Consider the following 17,591-nt stretch of genomic DNA (forward strand, 5'->3'; position numbering starts at 1 on the left):
CCTGAGACTGCTTCGTCGAAACTTGCAATTTCTTCTCGCAAGGCGTTGTTGCGTGGATCATTCCCCCCCTGTTATCCCGTAATTTATGAACTAGAGCCAGTTAAAAATACTAATAAAATTAGTATTTTTTATTATTTTCTGGATCTAGTTCCCAAGCAACTAGATGACTACCTTAGGGCGTTTTTTGATCTATGCAGGCAATGCCTTCTCACAATGACGATTTACATATACTAACCAATAATAGCGAAAAAATAGTTTTTTGCTATACGATTTATTTAAAAATTATTATTACGATTCTTTAGTGCGGTTCTGATTAGTTCATCGATAGAGATTTCAGGGTTTTTAGTGATAATTTCTTGTACGGTATTTTGTGCTTCAAATCTTGAGAATCCCATATTTATTAAGGCTTTTATTACTTCGTTGCTAGCTACTGGGGTGATGCCTTTAATGTTTAAACTGTCTTTAATAGCAGCAGATGAGCTTGATATTTTTGCCACTTTATCGCTTAATTCTCGTACTATAGGCTCGGCTAGTTTAGCTCCTACTCCTGAGATCGCTTTAAAAATATTCTTATCTTCATTATTTATGGCAATTTGTATATCAGTAGGCGTAAGGGCTGACAAAATAGACAAAGCCATCCTTGTTCCTATACCATTTACGGATTGCAGCAAGTTAAAAAAGCTCTTTTCTTCCAAACTCAAAAAGCCGTATAAATTAATATGATCTTCTCTAACATGGGTTTCAATAAATAGTTTATAAGATTCTCCTTCTGAAAGTTTGCTTAAAGTTTTAGCGGAAGCAAAAACCCTATACCCTACTCCGCTTACATCGATTATAACGTAATCATCATAGCTTGAGTCGACTCTACCGCTTAATTTACCAATCATATTATTTTTTCTTTTTTTTCTTACTATATATTAAAACTAATGTTGGTAAAGCAGTAATAATAGCAGCTAAAATATAATGAATAACAAGCGGTCTATCTACCATATGACACTGCCCATCATCTGGAATCGTCTGAGCCAAAACTATATAGGCAACTATTATCGTTACTGCTATATATAGAAAAGCATAAAATAAGTATTTCATAAATTTTTTCATATTGATCCTTTATAAATAATATTATACTGAGTATACCATAGATATTTTATCGACAAATTACATTATAATAGTATCATATGATACTATCATGGTATAGAAAGAAATATATTTTATGTCCAATTCAGCTTTTTTAATTGCGTTTTTTGTATCTATAATTCGTTACTACGATTATGCATTATTCGGCTTATCAGCTCACATTTTAGCACAAAATTTTTTACCTAGAAGTACGCATGAAACACAGCTACTTGGCTTTTTTGCCTTACTTAGTACGGCTGTTGTGATCCGTCCTTTAGGCTCTATAATTTTTGGCTATATAGGGGATAGATATGGACGCACTAAATCCATCAAAATATCAATGTTTATCAGCAGCATTTCTACCTTGCTAATCGCTGTTACCCCTTCCTTTGATAAAATAGGTATTCTTGCTACAATTATACTTACATTTTGCCGGATGATTTTTCTTGCAAGTTTAGCTGGTGAAGTTGACGGCATAAAAGTTTATGTAGCAGAAAAAACAAAAAATAACCGAAAAAATTTAGGGCTAGGAATAGTTGCCAGCTGCACCCAAATAGGAGCGTTACTTGCTGCTATGGCTTATTATTGTGCGACTAACCTTAATATTTATTATTTATGGCGAATTAATTTCCTGATCGGTGCTATATTTGGATTATTTGCTATTTTAATGAGAGATTATTTCAAAGAAAGCAACGAATTTTTACATAACAAAAATAAACAATCTGATAATATTCCTATATTACAATCTCTAAAAAACTCTAAAAAGTCTTTTATTTTGGCATTACTAATAAATGGTACAATCGGCGGTATATACCATTTTTTAGTATATTTTTTAGGAGTATTTTTAGCAAAAATAGCTTTTATAAACCCTATAGAAACTGAGTTTATGAACATAAGCCTAATTATTACTTACGGGATAGCGGCTATTTTCGCAGGAATGCTTGCTGATAAAATAAATCCTTTAAAACAAATTATATTTGCCCTGCTACTTAGTCTTGTAACAGCTTTTACTATGCAAACTTTACTATATCAGCAAATATTTACTGTTATATGTCCTATTATATTAATTGGGCTTGCCGCATTTTACGCTGTTCCGCTACAAATTATCGTCCAATCTTTATTTAAAACAGCTGTTAGAATGAGGCTTTATAGCTTATCCCACTCACTTGGTGGTATTATATTATCCTCAAGCACGCCTTTCTTCAGTATGCTACTATGGCAAAACTTCAAATCATTATGGGTAACATTTAGCTTCTTTACTTTCCTACTTATAATACTGACTATTGCAGTGTTGGTTTTACGTAAAACAAGGACTTGCTACGTGGAAGTAGCTGGGTTACTATCGGCTAAAAGCCGATAGTATTATATATATTATTTTTAGATTTGATCACAGTAAGTAGTTTAGGAACTTCACCTATCGCAGGCATGTCTTCATTTAATAAAGCAATCTCGTTGAACGTATTATTAGATTTGTCTATAGCAAAATTGCTATCCAAATTTTCAACAAAGAATTTTTGTGGATTGAATGTCTGTAAAATTATAAATTCTAGTGACAAATAATTTTCCTCCAGGATACCGATATATTTTGGTACTGGTAATTTTTCAATTTTTGTTTTCATTAGTTACTCCTAAGTTAATTTTATTAAAAGCCGTAAAACATAGTATCAAAAGGGTTATATTTTGAACAATTTTAGAAGCTTATTAATTTTTTAATAGAAAATAAAGAAATTTTTAAAACTAAAAATAATATAGCTTGAGATGCTAGACACTAAAGGATTTGCTGCAACGCAATTGTTCTTTCCAAGAAATTACTATAGTTATGGATGTGCTGTAATTATTAAAATGGTAATATTATCTTTCTTAGGTCCATAATGCCAAAAAACTCTATAAGCCGCAGGAGTATTATTTTCAGCATAATCTTCAAATATTTCTTCTCAGTTATTTCCTTTAATAGACTTATATTTATGAGTATTTAAACTAGGATGACGTGGATTTGGAAGAGAAATAGACGAAGATCAACTTGGAAAAGAGCAAGGAGACTGTAAGCCGAAGAGCGGAGCGTATACTTAATACGTGAGCATCTGAGGACTTACAAAGGCGACGTAGCCAATTTTTCAAGTTGATCGAGTATGGAAGTCTTCTATGTATTTTACTTGCCCCTTAGCTGACTCTTTAATACCATTATTTAGCTGCTCTAAAGCTTTTTTATTATTAAATAGCCAACTTTCTTTTAAAGGAATTTCTGTATAAGGCTCTAAAATAATTTGTCCTTTTTTACTATTAATCATAACATGGAAACTACTCACTCCTTTAGCTAGTTTACCAAGTGTTATTCTTCCTTTCGCATCAGGTTTTAATACACATGCTTGTGTCATATAGCTTAATATTTTATATTATAACTTATATGATAATACATAGTGGGTAATTAATCAAGTGGGATTATACGCTAAAAGACTTACCGCAGCCGCAATTAGCTTTTTCGTTGGGATTGGTAAAAGTGAATTGGGATTTGAATTTCGTTTCTACATAATCCATTTCAGAGCCTAATATATACATCAATGCTTTCGGATCGATTAGGATTCGCACGCCTTTTTCTTCGACTACTTCATCAAATTGGTTTTTATTATCGGCATATTCAACATAATAAGTTTGACCAGCACAACCGCCTGACTTAACCCCTACTCTAATTCCATATGTAGGTTTATTACGTTTTTCTATCAGCAATTGCACTTGTTTTGCAGCCGAATCAGTTAATGAAATAACGCTTTTCTTCATATGTTAAGAGTCTTTTTTATTTTCTTTTTTAAGCTTGTAATCGGCTATAGCTGCTTTTATGGCATCTTCAGCAAGAAGTGAACAATGAAGTTTTACCGGAGGCAGAGATAATTCTTTTGCTATTTCGGTGTTTTTAATTTCTTCAGCATCGTCTATTGATCTACCTTTTACCCATTCTGTTACTAAAGAACTTGAGGCAATAGCTGAACCACAGCCAAATGTTTTAAATTTTGCATCCGTAATAATGCCGTTATCGTCAACCTCGATTTGTAACTTCATCACGTCACCGCATGCTGGAGCTCCGACTAAGCCAGTACCAACGTTTTTTTTCTCTTTATCAAGCGACCCCACATTACGTGGATTCTCATAATGATCTATTACTTTTTTACTATAAGCCATTGTTATTCCTTAATTCATGATTCTATTTTTATATAGATGCTCGCATGATTTTGAGAATTGAATTTTATTTTGATGGGTGAGTGAGCGAAGCGTACAAGTAGTACGTGAGCACACGAATCCCTGATAAAATGAAAGAGCAATTCTTAAAATCATGCGAGCATCAGTGAGTAGCCCATTTAATTTTCTTTAGATCAATCCCCTCTTGCATCATTTCCCAAAGTGGGCTTAAGTCCCGTAGCTTATTGATTTTTGAGCATATTAACTTTACTGCATAATCAACTTCTTGCTCACTAGTAAATCTACCTATGCCGAATCTAATCGAAGTATGGGCAAGTTCCTCATCAACTCCCATAGAACGCAATACATATGATGGTTCAAGCGAGGCTGAAGTACAGGCTGAACCAGAAGAAACAGCTAAATCTTTAATAGCAAGGATAATTGATTCTCCCTCGACACCTGCAAAGCTTAAATTCAAGTTGCCTTTATATCTTTGATCTTTATCACCATTTAGGTAAACTTCCGAAATTTGACTATTTATAGCACCTAAAAACTTATCAAATAATTGATTTACATGCTTGGTATCTTTTTCCATCTCATTATAAGCGATATTAGCAGCTGTGCCAAGCCCTACTATTAGTGGGGTTGGTAGCGTACCAGAACGCATACCACGCTCTTGACCACCACCACTTATTAGCGGAGTGATACGCACACGAGGTTTTTTTCTAACATACAAAGCACCTATGCCTTTTGGACCATAAATTTTATGCCCTGAGATACTTGCAAGGTCAATATTGCACTCATTAACATCAATTGGAACTTTACCAAACCCTTGAGCAATATCAGAATGAAAGAAAACACCTTTCTCACGACAAATTTTTCCAATTTCCTTTAAGGGCTGAATCACACCTATTTCGTTATTCACCGCCATAACTGATACAAGCATAGTCTGATCGGTTATAGCATTTTTTAAAACCTCTAAATCGATTATTCCGTTAGGTTTGATTGGTAAGTAGGTGACTTTTACCCCTTCCTGCTCTAAATGCCTGCAAGCATCAAGAACACATTTATGTTCACTAACTACTGTAATAATATGGTTCTTTTTATTGCCATAGAATTTTGCTATACCTTTTATAGCAAGGTTATTGGACTCAGTCGCACCAGATGTAAAGATTATTTCCTTAGCCTCAGCCCCTATTAGCTTTGCAATATTACCTCTTGCCTCTTCTACAGCGTTTTCAGCTTCCCAACCAAAAGAATGACTACGTGAATGAGGATTGCCAAACTTGGTAGTAAAATATGGCAGCATTGCTTCCATCACACGTGGATCTAACGGCGTCGTTGCCTGATAATCCATATATATTGGTAGGATTAAATTGTTTAATTGTGTGTTCATATAATTGTGAGTATTAAAAATTTGTTTTTTATTTTTGTGTCATACCGTGGCTTTTTAATCGTCATTGCGAGGAGGCATTGTTGCGTGGATCGAAAAACGTGTACCATGTCATCCCCGCATAGGCGGGGATCCAGATAAAGCGAGATAAATCGAGCTTTTAGTCCTAAAAATTTACTGTATTTATGCTTTTTTTTCTGGATTCCCGCTTTCGCAGGAATGACATAAGTGATCCACACAACAATGCCTTGCGAGAAGCGAAGCTTTGTTGCAATCTCATGAAATAATAAGCTTAACTCCTGAGATTGCTTCGTCAATTATTTCATAATTTCCTCGCAATGACGCTATGCAACATTATACACTTCTTTAAAAGCCATCATAAATACCTTTATATCATCAACCGTATTATTACAGCCTAAAGACACTCTAATAGATGATTTTACTTCTTCTTCATCTAGCCCCATATTAGTTAGCACATGCGATTTAGATATTTTACCTGATGAGCAGGCAGAGCCAGAACTAATACAAATATAACGCAAATCAAAACCGATCAGTTTTGTCTGAGCGTCTGTACCTGGCACAGTAAACAAGGTAGTATTAGGTAATCTCTTTGCGTTTTCGCTAATAATATTTACGCCTTGATACTTCTTTAGTTTTTTCTCTAAAACTTCTTGTAAGCTTTTGAGTTTTACATGGCTCTCTACGATATTTTCTTTCATTAATTCAGCTGCTAAGCCGAATCCTGCAATTGCTAAAACATTTTCAGTGCCTGAACGTACTGACTTTTCCTGTCCACCTCCTATAATTATTGGAGTAAGCGGAAAGCGAGAAGTAGAGATTAAAGCAGCACCACCTAGTCCACCTCCTATTTTATGCCCTGAAATTGTAGCAAAATCTAACCCTAACTCTTTGATATTTGTTGGTATTTTACCAAAACTTTGTACTAAATCGCTATGAAATTTTGCCTCATATTTTTTAGCTATTTCACTTATTTTAGCTATATCTTGTAGTACTCCGCTTTCATTATTAGCCATCATTATAGAAACTAACTTCTTAGAAGCCATACTTTGGGCTAATAGCTTCTCCAAATGTTCAAGATCAACTACCCCTTGCTTGTCAACTCTAATAATTTTAATATTCGGAGCATGCTTTATATGGTTATAGATCGATAAATGTTCAATAGCAGAAATGAAAATATCACCATCATAAAAATTTTTCATTATTAAATTATTACTTTCAGTTCCTGAAGAAGTAAAAGTAATATCATATTCCCTAGATGACGTTGATATAGCTAAAGCTGTTGCTATTTGAGAACGTGCTGTTTCTATAATATTTTTAGCAAATCTACCTGAACTATGAGCAGATGAAGGATTAAGTTCCTTATCCATCAAGCTTATGACATATTCCTTAACCTTTGGTGCAATAGGAGTAGTAGAATTATGATCTAAATATATCATATATTTAAATTCAGGTTTAAAGCATCTTTAACTGAAATATTTTCAAAATAATCTCTGATATGCTTACCAAGCCCTTTCCATAATTTATGTGAATTACATTTCATTGTACTTGAGGCACAATTTTTTATCGATTTTTTGTAACAACCGGTCATTATGAAGTTTTCATTTACAGCATCCATAATATTAGAAATTTTTATTTCTTCTAATTTTCCTATTAAAATATATCCTCCGTTTGGTCCTCTAATAGCCTTAACTAAATTGGCTTTTTTAAGTTTAGAAAATATTTGCTCTAAATAATTAAGTGATATATTTTGTTTTAAAGAAATTTTATTCAAAGTTATAGGCTCATCGCCTACATTTGAAGCCATCTCTAATATCGCCATTACGGCATACCTACCTTTTGTCGTTAGCATCATAGGATTATTTACCAATAAATATTGGCAGTACAATAGAATATCCTAGTAAATTAGTCAAGTATTATATAGATATTATTATCTTTGTTTTTCTTGCGTATTTTTATTATGTATAATTGGAGTATTGGAGGGAGGACTTAATTTATGACTAGTGTTTATAACTATTTGTTCAGTTAAATTTGAAGTCATATTCTTTGCTTCAGCTAAAGTATTTGAATGAAAATTATTTTTAAATTCAGCTTTTAAATTATCTTTTAATTCGTTATTGAAAATCTCTTTTGGGAGATAAATCCCACCAGTAGCAAGACCAGCCCACGTATATTTAGATTTAGCGTTTAAAGTATTTGCAATATTGTTTATCAGCTTTTCTTGATTTTTAGGTTTTGACAAATGATCTACAATGTTTGGATTTTCTTTAATATGCTCAGAAATTACTTGTTTTAAGGTCTGATTAATCATATGAAAATCTTCTCCCCTATTATCCCCTTTATCAAATAGCTTTTGTGAAACTTGTTCACTTAGCATATTTGGTAATAGTCCTGCCTTTATATCTTGTTTATTTACTAAATTTTCATATAAAGAATTTAGAACTTGCAAAGGAGAATTTGTATAATCTGAAGCATGTTTGTATTGATTTGTTTTAGGGGTAGAAACATCGCCTACACTACTAATAGGTTTTGAACTTAATTTTTCTACAATATAATTCTCAAATTCCAGATTTTCTTTACATAATGTTTTTACTTCGTTGGCAAATTCTTTTTTATTAGGCAAGTTTTGCTTACTTTCTGATTTGGCTTGTAAAAATATTTTATCAACTGCTTGATCAATAAGAATATTTTTGTCTGTAATTTTATCTTCTACCGGTTGTGTTACACCACTAAACATATTTGTTACTGCTTGAGTTATATAATCTAACCCTACCTTAACTTCTACTTTTGCAAATATTCCTTTATTATCATTTAAATATTGCTGAATTTCAGGACTATCTTTAGTTAAAGTAAATAGCTCTTTTGCAATTCCCGTATAATCACCTTTAATAAAACTACCAAAAACTTTTTGTAATGACTCAGGCTTATCAAGCAATAAAGGCATCACTTTGCTAAGATTTACAACATCTTCTGTTTGTAGACCATAATTTTCAAGTTGCTTTTTGATATCACCGCTACCTTTTGTATCTACATCAACTATACCTTTAAATAAATTATCAAATAAGCCATCTTTACTTTGCTGCACTAATGTATCTTTTAACTTAAATGATGGATCATTAAGAGCTGAGATTAAACTATTTGTCACGCTCATATAATCGCCTTTATTTACATCTAACATAATATCATGTGCCATTTCAGGCTTTGACATCATTTCCCCGACTATATTAAGCATTTGCTTATCAAAATTATAGTCTTTGGTCATTTTTTGCAAATCAGGATTATTTTCAATAATGCCTAAAGCTGCATTTGGTAAAAATTCTTTATTATTGGCAAAAAAATCTCTTAATTCTTTATTGTCTTTAGTCATTTCTAAAGTTTTTTCAATAGCTATCATTACTCCTTGATTTGGATCATTAAGAGTATCAAACACTTCTTTCATTTTGGGGATTTGGTTTAGCAAACTAGGTAGAGTACTTAAAACTTCGGGGTCAATTCTATAACTCTCAAAATACTCTTTTAATTCAGGTTTAGCTTGCTGTTTAGCATCTGCTACAAAGCTATTTAATACTGTCTGTTTTTCAGGACTTAGCTTATTAAATTCCTTTAAAGACCTCAAATTATCTATATTTTCAGCGAATTCTTGCTTTAAAGCAGGATTTTTATTAAAGATTTTTTGCACTTCTGCATAGCTTTGCTTACTTTCCGGTTTTTGTAATATATCATCAAAACTTTTGACATAATCGCTTGGTAATATTTCAGTTGCCCCGATTTTTATATAGCTTGCAATATCCTTTCCTTTTTCATTAAAAAACTTTTCGAAGTTTTTATCTTTAGTAAGCATATCTAAAGTGTTAGAAGTTACTTTGTTCCAATCAGGTTCTTCTTTTTTTACTTCAATTGCAACTTCTTTGAGCTGATGAAGCACATTATCATTTTTAAAACTTTCTTTTAATATATCCAAACCTTTCTGATCTAAGAAATTACCTTCTTGAAATTCTTTAAATCCAGCTTTAGCAAGTATTTGCCCTATTTTAGGTAAATTACTGGCATTCTTTTTTAAAAACTCCCATATTGGTTTTTCCTCGAGAAGTGATTTTTGAAATTCTGGATCAAGATACGTATCAGAAGATCTTGCAAGTTTAACAAGGTTATAAGTATTTACAGGGTTAGTTAAAGCAAATTTTGCTCCAAGTAAGATTGTTTTAAAACTTAACCCATTTGAAGAGGATAAATCTTTAATTGCACTATTAACTAACTTGTTAGCCTTAGAGGAAGATAAAGTTTTTTCTAAACTTTTCCGTAACTTATCGCTACGCTTCGATGTATCTGCTGTTGCCATATAAATAATTATTCTTTATTAAAATAAATTACTAATGTCTATTAAATATAGTCAATTGCATGCTAAAAACAATAGAAAAGTTTACATTTAAACTTTTGATCTTTATTATATGACATCTAAATTACAATTAATGCTAGAAATAAAATGATTATTATACCAATATTAAGTTTTCTTGGCTTTTCATGCTTTTTCTCAAAATATTTCAAAGTAAAATTAAACCATGCGATACCTATAACAATTAGCATATTAATCACGATTCTATATTGCTGTACTATACTAAATCTGTTAATGGTCGCTACCTATTTACTTTACTTCATCGGTATATTATTAGCTTTTATAAATCGGCATAAATTTTCTTATGAATCTCTCTTTTTTACTTTAGTAATCTTTGTTTTTTTTCTCTATACCAGAGAAGCATCACTGCACGCTTATGATGATTTTTCTCATTGGGGAATATTTACTAAAGAACTATTATATTCAGGAGTTTTTGAAAACCAAACTTCACTTACCTCTATTATTTCTACGCATGCACATTATCCAAGAGGTGCCGCTGTTTATCATTATTTTATGTTAATGCTTTCAGGTTACTCGGACGGAAATGTGCTATTTGCTCATTTCTTACTACATTTAATGTTCTTAGCTCCTTTAGCCTCCAATAAGAAAATTTGGCAAACCGGTTTACTATTTTCTGCTATACTTTGTGCAGTAGTATTATATACAACAGGGCTTCGCTCTATATATAATGATAGTACTATAGGGCTAATGTTCGGAACTATCTTTGCTATTTATATCCTTGAAGAAGATAAGAAAAAAGCTTTAAAGCTGATTATACCTATTGCTATATTGCTTCCTTTGTTTAGAGAAATTGGAGCGTGGTTAGCAAGTTTTGCTTCGATAATTCTTATATTACATTATACATTTTTTGATAAAAAACCTAAAACATCACATGATTATACTACCTATGTAATTTTATTAATTCTACCAATATTATGCAATTTTATCTTAATGGGTTATTTTAGGAATACTCACGATTTCTTAGATAGAAAAGAGCATAGTTTTAGTAATTTAATATATATTGTAGAAAATTTTAATGAACAGCATAAATTATTATTACTAAATTATGGTAAGTTTCTTTTAAAATTTTTAGTAAAAGAAGGAAGTTTAGTTGTATATATTATTTGTTTTATTGCTTGGTATGAAATTCGTAAATATAAACTGGAACTATTAAGGGCATATAAATTTTTTCTAATATCCACATTTATTTGTGGTATAATTTTTGCTTTATGGCGGCTATATCTATATTTCTTTACTTTTAGCTATGAAGAAGCAATTAGAGCAGCCTCATTACTTCGATATCTTGGTTGTTACGTTCTAGCTATAGATATGATTGCTGCTGCATATATAAAAAGTAGTATTTTCTTAAATGAAAAACAGAGTAGAAAAGAATTATTTGTTCTTATGTTATTATTTGCTGTTTTTTCATTCTCAGTAATAAAAAATATTCTAAGAATCAAACATTTAAGTTTAGAACAAAAGAGTTTTATAGAGCAAGCAATAAATATTAAAAAATCGTTAGAGCAAGGAAATGAAATCGCATTTAATTTTAGTAATAAAAAAGATAATCTACAATGCCATATATTGAATTATAATTTAGCACCATATTTAAATAAAAAACATTTACAAGAATGTTTAAAAACTCCTAAAGGAGCGGTTATAGATATGGAAAGAGAAAATATATATATACCTTTTTTATAAATAGCCTCTGTGTCATCTAGTTGCTTGTACCTAAGGCATCCAGAAAATAATAAAAAATACTAACTCATGAATAACATAAAGTACAACCTAGCAGCTGCTTATAAAATAATGGCATATTTGTCGATGGATGACCATACCTATACCCATCTATCCGCAAGACCTAAAGATGCTGATTTTTATTATATTTACCCTTTCGGACTTAGGTTTGAAGAAGTAACAGAACATAATATCCTAAAAGTTAGTTTAGATGGCAGAATTTTAGAGGGAGAGGAATATCAATATAATAAGACTGGCTACTTTATTCACGGAAGTATTTATCGAACACGTCCTGATATTTCAGCTATTTTTCATTATCACACTCCAGCAAGTATTGCAGTCTCTGCTTTAAAATGCGGATTACTGCCGATCAGCCAATGGGCGTTACATTTTTACAACAGAATTTCTTATCATGAATATAATTCTTTGATATTAGACGCCGATAAACAAAGTGATAGGCTAGTTGATGACCTCAAACAAAATTATGTGATGTTACTTCGTAACCATGGTGCTATTACTTGCGGGAAAACAATACATGAAGCTATGTTTTATGCTTATCATTTGGAACAAGCTTGTAAAAACAATGTTTACTAAATTCAGCTAATAAACAAGATCTTATAATACCATCCGAAGAAATATGTAAACAAACTGTAAAAGATTTATTATCGTTTGAAGAAGATCTAGGCAAACGTGACTGGGATGCTTGGTTAAGGGTTATAAAAAATAATCATTGTAAATAATAGCATTGGTATGTTATAATTTACAACATGATAAATAGACATATAACATCATTTGTAAAACAATCTTTAAAAGATTTTTCTGCCGTTCTTATCATTGGAGCTATGCAAGTTGGTAAGTCTACATTTTAGATGATATTTCGCAATTAGAAGCAGCAACCAGTAAAGCAGTTGTGTGATGAGGGAATTTTTAAATCCTATATCACTGCAGACCCTCACGGATTTATAAAAAACGCAAGCTATCCTCTTGCTATTGATGAAATTCAAAGAGCTCCCGATCTTTTAAAAGCTATAAAAAAATCAATAGATGAAGATAAGAAACCAGGGCGTTTTCTTTTAACCGGATCAGCTAATATTTTTTCTTACCCCAGAATATCTGAAAGTCTAGCGGGACGCATTGATGTAATACATCTTGAGGGGTTAAGTTTAGGAGAAATTTTAAATCAAAATAATCCCTCTTCTTTTATATCAGATATTTTTTCTGGCAGCACTATCCATGAATTAAAGGATAAATGGACTGAAGAGCTAAAACATAAACCAGAAATAAATACTCAATTTCTCAATGAATATATTTTTTATGGTGGATTTCCAGAAATCGCACTAAAAAAGCAAGAAAGATTTCGTGAACGTTGGTTCTCTTCTTATCAATCAGCTTATATTGAACGAGATGTACGAAATATAAATAAATTTTTGGATGTCGTTTCTTTTGCTAAGCTTTTTCGTCTGATTGGTTTACAAAGCAGTAATTTATTAAATCAAAAGAATTTAGGTAACGAAATAGGATTAGATCAGAGAACAATATCAAGATATTTAGAGATTTTAGAAACAACTTTTCAGGTAAATCAGTTAACACCTTGGTTTAGTAATACCCGTAAAAGATTAACTAAACAACCCTCAGCTATAAGCTGAGGGGTTATAAAGTGGAATCGATTAGAAATCGATCATCATTCACAGGTTCACCTTCCTGTTCATCAATATAGTGCTGTATCATTTCATCAGTTATATTACCTGAACTGACTGCCATATAGCCCCTAGCCCACAAATGATTGCCCCAAAATTGTTTTCGTAAATGAGTAAATTCTTGCAATAAAATTCTTGAGCTAATGCCTTTTAAATACTGTACTAACTTGCTAAGAGATATTTGCGGCTTATATGAGATAAACATATGTACGTGATCACATGATATTTTCCCTGAAATTATATGTACTTCATGTTCCATACAAATCTGCCTCAGTAAATCTCTAGTCCTTTCCGATACTTTGCCTATCAATATTCTCTTCCTATATTTTGGTATCCATATAAGATGCACTTTTAAATCATACTGACTATGACTATTCTTTCTATAACTTCTCATATTTCTTGATATAAATTCATTGCTAAATCAATTTCATTATATCTTCCCTTAGCCTAAAGGCGAGGGATTTTTGATCCCCGAAGGGGGACATTAAAACTTCCAAGATTTATATGAATGATTCAGGTTATGCATCATATTTACATGGCATAACAACTCCTGATCTATTAGCAAAAAGTCCTTATTACGGAGCAATATTTGAAACATGGTTATGGGCAGAATTAAGGAAGTTATTAACTTTAACTACTGGAATAGAACAAACGTTTTATCGTACACATTTAGGAAAAGAAGTTGATTTTCTTCTACATAAAGGTGATATATTTTATGGTTTAGAGTGTAAAAGTACAGAAACTATTCAAAGTCAACATTTTGCAGGACTGAAAGATTTATCCGAAGCACTAACCTCGCGAATTATGCATGGCATTATACTTTATAACGGCGACGAAATAATCAGCTTTTCTGACAAATTCCTTGCCGTACCCTTAAGATATATAATTTGAATATGTAATAATTTGTAATATAATATAACTTGCACCATTCAGCATTGAATATTAATATTTTAAGTATATATTATTAGTATTTATAAATGCAGCAAGTTACATTATCAAAGCCCGTAAGCTGTTACGGAATAGGTGTTCATTCTGGGAAACGTACTCAGTTAACTATTGAGCCTGCTAAAGAAAATACCGGTATTATTTTCATAAGAACGGATATATCTTCAGAAAATAATTATATTGAAGCAAAATATTTTAACGTTTCTGACACTTTACTTTCTACTACTATAAGCAATAGCAACAAAATACAAGTCTCAACAATTGAACATATAATGGCTGCATTATGGGGATGTGGAATTGACAATGCTGTTATCAAAATAGATGGTCCTGAAGTTCCTATAATGGATGGCAGTAGTAAGCCTTTCGTCTTTATGATTGAATGTGCTGGGAAAAAGCTACAAAATGCTCCTAAAAAATATTTAAAAATTCTGAAAGAAGTAACAGCTACTCATAAAGATTGCGAGTTAACTTGTACACCTTCTGATCATATGAAAATAGATTTGACTATTGATTTTAATAGTAAAGCTATAGGAAGACAAAATTTAGTCTTTTCAAAGCAAGAATCTTTTAATAATAATATTGCTGATGCTCGTACTTTTGGCTTTACAAAAGATGGTGATTATTTACAGAGTAAGGGACTTGCTCTAGGTGTTTCATTCGAGAATACAATAGCTATAGATGATCAAGATAAAGTCTTAAATCCTGATGGATTACGTTATCAAGATGAATTTGTGCGTCATAAATTATTAGACCTATGTGGCGATTTATATACTTCTGGTAATAACATTATAAGCTCGATTAATGGCTATAAAACTAGTCATGCTCTTAATAACGAGTTATTACAACGAATATTTAGTGATAATACCTCACATAAATTTGTTACTGCTAGCGAGATATAGCAGATCTTCTTCTTTTATTCATAACATTTGCTAAGTTACTATATTCTTGAGCTTTATTAGGCTTCTCATAGAATGGATTCATTACTCTTCCAATATCTTTGGCATAACTTTCTTTTTCAATATTTAATGATATCTTATTTTTACTACAAAAATCATTGAACCCATTATTTCTTATTTCATAAATAAAATTATTTCTTATCTCCTGAAATTTCTCTCTCTTATCATTATCTTTCATCTTCCAATAATTCTTATCGGTGATTAACTTCTTTAACACCGCTGTTTGCAGAATTTGTTCTTTAGTGTATTTTTCTAGTTGATCTAAATTTTTATAATCTGGCGTGTCGTGCTTTTTACATTCTTCATTTATGTTTAACTTAAATATTGTGTTTATTCCTTTTTTTTCTTTTTCACTAAGTCCACCAGTAATTAACGAAACAGAAGTCATTATGCCATAACCTGTTGCTTTTAAAATTCCAAGTACATTACCGCTTGCTCCTTTAATAATAGCAGTAGATATAGCAGAAATTATACCAGCTATATTATTTGAAAATACTATACCAATACTTTTAAGATTTTTGCTACTTATTTTATATTTATCACTATTAAAATCTTTTTCTTTTTTAGGTGGTGTAAATAATTCACTTTTTAGACTATCTTTTAACCTAGGTTCTAACGATAATATATAATCTTGCTGGGCTTTAGCATTTCTATTTTGTACTAATAAATTATTTTCTTTATGAAGTTTACGTAAATTTCGTATTTTAATAGTTTCATTTATAGCCTGAATTCCTACCCCTACCGCAGTAACAGCAGCTACTGTTATAACTATAGGCGACACAGGTGTAAAAAGCCCTGAAACCGCAATTACTGCACCTGTTAACGAAATAGCATAATTTAAGGAATTACTAAGTAATATTTTACCGACTTTGCTATTGTTAAATTTACCCCATACATTTCCAAAAAACTGAGCTATTTTAGATTTTTTTTCCAAAGGCTTTTCTAAAATTTTCTTTTCAGATTCTTGTTGATAAGTTTTATCAAAATTACTTTTTAGTTTTTCTATTTCCAAATCATCAAAAGAAAATTTTTTTTTAATATTTTTTTCTTTATTCATTGAATTAATCGACTCTATAGTTTAAATTATAAAAAATTAAAAGATTTCATTATCATATTATAACATTTTATATGAACGTAAAAGAAATAAATAAAATTGTTGCAGCTATATTGTTTGCAAGTTTAATTGCCATGATGGTTGGGTTTATTGCAAATATATTATATAAACCAGTTTTAGAACCAAAACATCGAGGTTATAGTATTGCAGTGCAAGAAGTTTCAGAAGCACCTACTACGCAAGCACAAGCCCCAATCAACATACCGGAATTGATGAAAACAGCAAATGCTGATAATGGTCGTGAAATAGCTAAAAAATGTTTAATGTGCCACTCTCTTGATAAAGATGGACCAAATAAGATAGGACCTCATTTATGGGATGTAGCAGGTCGTCCTAAAGCAAGCATAACGGACTATAAATATTCCCCTGCTCTATCAGCTCTTGGAGGTAGTTGGGATGATGATAGTTTATTTGCTTTCTTACATAAACCAAGTAGCTATGCTCCTGGTACTAAAATGTCTTTTGCCGGTATATCAAAACCACAAGATATCGCTGATGTTATATTATTTTTAAAAACTTATGTTCATGATAAATGAGTACTTAACTGAAATTTGGTTAATAATTGGAGTAATTTGTATAATTGCAGAATTTTTTGCAATTCCAAATATTGGGTTCTTATTTTTTGGATTTGGGGCATTGTCAAATGCTCTTATAATTTATCATTATCCTCTAATTAACTTAACAAATCAAATAACGCTTTTTGGTTTATTATCTCTCATATGGTTTTGTATATTATATTATCCTCTCAAAAAATATGTATATAGCAAAACTACTTCTAATGAAAACTATTCCGATATGATAGGTAAAGAAGCTGAAGTTTATAGCGAGTTAATTTCAGAAGAAAACCTTGGACAAGTAAAATGGTCTGGGGTCATTATGAATGCTTACCTTGTACCGAACGAGAAAGCTAAATCAGGAGATAAAGTATTTATTACCAAGGTTAAAGGTAATATATTAATCTGCTCTAAACACAGACCTAAAAATTAAATACTCTTTCTTTATATCTTTAGAATTTTGTAGTGATGATATGATAGATCAGAATTATGCAGTG

At 31.2% G+C, this 17,591-nt stretch carries 19 protein-coding genes and 1 pseudogene; 8 read left to right on the plus strand and 12 right to left on the minus strand.

The genetic code is table 11. The features are described 5' to 3' along the window. Nucleotides 1-275: 275 nt before the first annotated feature. Complete coding sequence (gene ruvA / locus BA173_RS06700; RefSeq protein ID WP_068041362.1) at nucleotides 276-887, minus strand: Holliday junction branch migration protein RuvA; 612 nt, start codon at nucleotides 885-887, stop codon at nucleotides 276-278. A 1-nt stretch (nucleotide 888) separates the two neighbouring features. Continuing rightward, entirely contained in the window at nucleotides 889-1,101 is a 213-nt protein-coding gene (locus BA173_RS06705; RefSeq protein ID WP_016947891.1) for a hypothetical protein, read from the minus strand. Nucleotides 1,102-1,213: 112 nt separating this feature from the next. On the opposite strand from BA173_RS06705, the gene BA173_RS06710 reads away from it, so the two are divergent. Then, nucleotides 1,214-2,476: an MFS transporter gene (locus BA173_RS06710; RefSeq protein ID WP_068041363.1), complete on the plus strand. Its 1,263-nt coding sequence runs from the start codon at nucleotides 1,214-1,216 to the stop codon at nucleotides 2,474-2,476. Here the strand turns inward: BA173_RS06710 and BA173_RS06715 are convergent. From BA173_RS06715 to BA173_RS06760, 8 genes are all read right to left on the minus strand, one after another. Next, a complete protein-coding gene (locus BA173_RS06715) occupies nucleotides 2,463-2,735 on the minus strand; it encodes a hypothetical protein (RefSeq protein ID WP_068041364.1) in 273 nt (90 codons plus the stop codon). The genes BA173_RS06710 and BA173_RS06715 overlap by 14 nt on opposite strands. 495 nt (nucleotides 2,736-3,230) lie before the next feature. Further along, nucleotides 3,231-3,491 carry a hypothetical protein gene (locus tag BA173_RS06725; RefSeq protein WP_016947764.1) on the minus strand — a complete coding sequence of 87 codons (261 nt, stop codon included), beginning with the start codon at nucleotides 3,489-3,491 and terminating at the stop codon, nucleotides 3,231-3,233. A gap of 64 nt (nucleotides 3,492-3,555) precedes the next feature. Further along, a complete protein-coding gene (locus BA173_RS06730; RefSeq protein ID WP_011477607.1) occupies nucleotides 3,556-3,891 on the minus strand; it encodes an iron-sulfur cluster assembly accessory protein in 336 nt (111 codons plus the stop codon). Between the two features lie 3 nt (nucleotides 3,892-3,894). Next, complete coding sequence (gene iscU / locus BA173_RS06735) at nucleotides 3,895-4,290, minus strand: Fe-S cluster assembly scaffold IscU (protein ID WP_011477608.1); 396 nt, start codon at nucleotides 4,288-4,290, stop codon at nucleotides 3,895-3,897. Between the two features lie 160 nt (nucleotides 4,291-4,450). Beyond that, nucleotides 4,451-5,683: an IscS subfamily cysteine desulfurase gene (locus tag BA173_RS06740; protein WP_068041367.1), complete on the minus strand. Its 1,233-nt coding sequence runs from the start codon at nucleotides 5,681-5,683 to the stop codon at nucleotides 4,451-4,453. Nucleotides 5,684-6,024: 341 nt separating this feature from the next. Further along, the gene (locus tag BA173_RS06750) at nucleotides 6,025-7,137 is read right to left on the minus strand and encodes a cysteine desulfurase family protein (protein WP_068041373.1); all 1,113 of its coding nucleotides are present in this window, start codon (nucleotides 7,135-7,137) and stop codon (nucleotides 6,025-6,027) included. Continuing rightward, nucleotides 7,134-7,553 (minus strand): Rrf2 family transcriptional regulator, encoded by a 420-nt coding sequence (locus BA173_RS06755; protein ID WP_068041377.1) that lies wholly within the window; start codon nucleotides 7,551-7,553, stop codon nucleotides 7,134-7,136. Before BA173_RS06755 ends, BA173_RS06750 begins: the two co-directional genes overlap by 4 nt. 75 nt (nucleotides 7,554-7,628) lie before the next feature. Then, nucleotides 7,629-10,037: a hypothetical protein gene (locus tag BA173_RS06760; protein WP_016948497.1), complete on the minus strand. Its 2,409-nt coding sequence runs from the start codon at nucleotides 10,035-10,037 to the stop codon at nucleotides 7,629-7,631. A 144-nt stretch (nucleotides 10,038-10,181) separates the two neighbouring features. Here BA173_RS06760 and BA173_RS06765 point away from each other — a divergent pair, with 144 nt between their 5' ends. The 3 genes and pseudogenes from BA173_RS06765 (at nucleotide 10,182) to BA173_RS06775 (ending at nucleotide 13,474) form a co-directional block, all read left to right on the plus strand. Next, entirely contained in the window at nucleotides 10,182-11,792 is a 1,611-nt protein-coding gene (locus tag BA173_RS06765) for a hypothetical protein (RefSeq protein ID WP_068041378.1), read from the plus strand. Between the two features lie 66 nt (nucleotides 11,793-11,858). Next, nucleotides 11,859-12,568: pseudogene (locus BA173_RS06770) on the plus strand (class II aldolase/adducin family protein). Between the two features lie 168 nt (nucleotides 12,569-12,736). Further along, complete coding sequence (locus BA173_RS06775; protein ID WP_016948494.1) at nucleotides 12,737-13,474, plus strand: ATP-binding protein; 738 nt, start codon at nucleotides 12,737-12,739, stop codon at nucleotides 13,472-13,474. 4 nt (nucleotides 13,475-13,478) lie between these two features. Here the strand turns inward: BA173_RS06775 and tnpA are convergent, their stop codons facing one another. After that, on the minus strand, nucleotides 13,479-13,919 hold the full coding sequence (tnpA, locus tag BA173_RS06780) for an IS200/IS605 family transposase (protein ID WP_095568239.1): 441 nt from the start codon (nucleotides 13,917-13,919) through the stop codon (nucleotides 13,479-13,481). Nucleotides 13,920-14,008: 89 nt separating this feature from the next. Between tnpA and BA173_RS06785 the strand changes: the two genes are divergently transcribed. Then, nucleotides 14,009-14,416, plus strand: coding sequence for a DUF4143 domain-containing protein (locus tag BA173_RS06785; RefSeq protein WP_257008685.1), 408 nt, complete (start codon nucleotides 14,009-14,011; stop codon nucleotides 14,414-14,416). An 86-nt stretch (nucleotides 14,417-14,502) separates the two neighbouring features. Then, nucleotides 14,503-15,369 carry a UDP-3-O-acyl-N-acetylglucosamine deacetylase gene (gene lpxC, locus BA173_RS06790; protein ID WP_016947797.1) on the plus strand — a complete coding sequence of 289 codons (867 nt, stop codon included), beginning with the start codon at nucleotides 14,503-14,505 and terminating at the stop codon, nucleotides 15,367-15,369. Here lpxC and BA173_RS06795 read toward each other — a convergent pair. Continuing rightward, nucleotides 15,356-16,483 (minus strand): hypothetical protein, encoded by a 1,128-nt coding sequence (locus tag BA173_RS06795; protein ID WP_232505923.1) that lies wholly within the window; start codon nucleotides 16,481-16,483, stop codon nucleotides 15,356-15,358. The genes lpxC and BA173_RS06795 overlap by 14 nt on opposite strands. Nucleotides 16,484-16,554: 71 nt before the next feature. On the opposite strand from BA173_RS06795, the gene BA173_RS06800 reads away from it, so the two are divergent. Continuing rightward, nucleotides 16,555-17,076, plus strand: coding sequence for a c-type cytochrome (locus tag BA173_RS06800; RefSeq protein WP_068041998.1), 522 nt, complete (start codon nucleotides 16,555-16,557; stop codon nucleotides 17,074-17,076). After that, nucleotides 17,060-17,527, plus strand: coding sequence for an NfeD family protein (locus tag BA173_RS06805; RefSeq protein ID WP_068041995.1), 468 nt, complete (start codon nucleotides 17,060-17,062; stop codon nucleotides 17,525-17,527). Before BA173_RS06800 ends, BA173_RS06805 begins: the two co-directional genes overlap by 17 nt. Nucleotides 17,528-17,591 lie beyond the last annotated feature (64 nt).

Origin of the sequence: Rickettsia sp. MEAM1 (Bemisia tabaci) (assembly GCF_002285905.1) — a bacterium.
In the GTDB taxonomy this organism is placed as follows: Bacteria; Pseudomonadota; Alphaproteobacteria; order Rickettsiales; family Rickettsiaceae; genus Rickettsia.

Coding starts and splice junctions, on each gene's coding strand:
- iscU (WP_011477608.1), bottom strand. CDS start 4,290: ATGGCTTATAGTAAAAAAGTAATAGATCATTATGAGAATCCACGTAAT.
- BA173_RS06715 (WP_068041364.1), bottom strand. CDS start 2,735: ATGAAAACAAAAATTGAAAAATTACCAGTACCAAAATATATCGGTATC.
- tnpA (WP_095568239.1), bottom strand. CDS start 13,919: ATGAGAAGTTATAGAAAGAATAGTCATAGTCAGTATGATTTAAAAGTG.
- BA173_RS06750 (WP_068041373.1), bottom strand. CDS start 7,137: ATGATATATTTAGATCATAATTCTACTACTCCTATTGCACCAAAGGTT.
- BA173_RS06765 (WP_068041378.1), top strand. CDS start 10,182: ATGATTATTATACCAATATTAAGTTTTCTTGGCTTTTCATGCTTTTTC.
- BA173_RS06710 (WP_068041363.1), top strand. CDS start 1,214: ATGTCCAATTCAGCTTTTTTAATTGCGTTTTTTGTATCTATAATTCGT.
- BA173_RS06725 (WP_016947764.1), bottom strand. CDS start 3,491: ATGACACAAGCATGTGTATTAAAACCTGATGCGAAAGGAAGAATAACA.
- BA173_RS06760 (WP_016948497.1), bottom strand. CDS start 10,037: ATGGCAACAGCAGATACATCGAAGCGTAGCGATAAGTTACGGAAAAGT.
- BA173_RS06805 (WP_068041995.1), top strand. CDS start 17,060: ATGTTCATGATAAATGAGTACTTAACTGAAATTTGGTTAATAATTGGA.
- ruvA (WP_068041362.1), bottom strand. CDS start 887: ATGATTGGTAAATTAAGCGGTAGAGTCGACTCAAGCTATGATGATTAC.
- BA173_RS06800 (WP_068041998.1), top strand. CDS start 16,555: ATGAACGTAAAAGAAATAAATAAAATTGTTGCAGCTATATTGTTTGCA.
- BA173_RS06730 (WP_011477607.1), bottom strand. CDS start 3,891: ATGAAGAAAAGCGTTATTTCATTAACTGATTCGGCTGCAAAACAAGTG.
- BA173_RS06755 (WP_068041377.1), bottom strand. CDS start 7,553: ATGATGCTAACGACAAAAGGTAGGTATGCCGTAATGGCGATATTAGAG.
- BA173_RS06740 (WP_068041367.1), bottom strand. CDS start 5,683: ATGAACACACAATTAAACAATTTAATCCTACCAATATATATGGATTAT.
- BA173_RS06795 (WP_232505923.1), bottom strand. CDS start 16,483: ATGAATAAAGAAAAAAATATTAAAAAAAAATTTTCTTTTGATGATTTG.
- BA173_RS06705 (WP_016947891.1), bottom strand. CDS start 1,101: ATGAAAAAATTTATGAAATACTTATTTTATGCTTTTCTATATATAGCA.
- lpxC (WP_016947797.1), top strand. CDS start 14,503: ATGCAGCAAGTTACATTATCAAAGCCCGTAAGCTGTTACGGAATAGGT.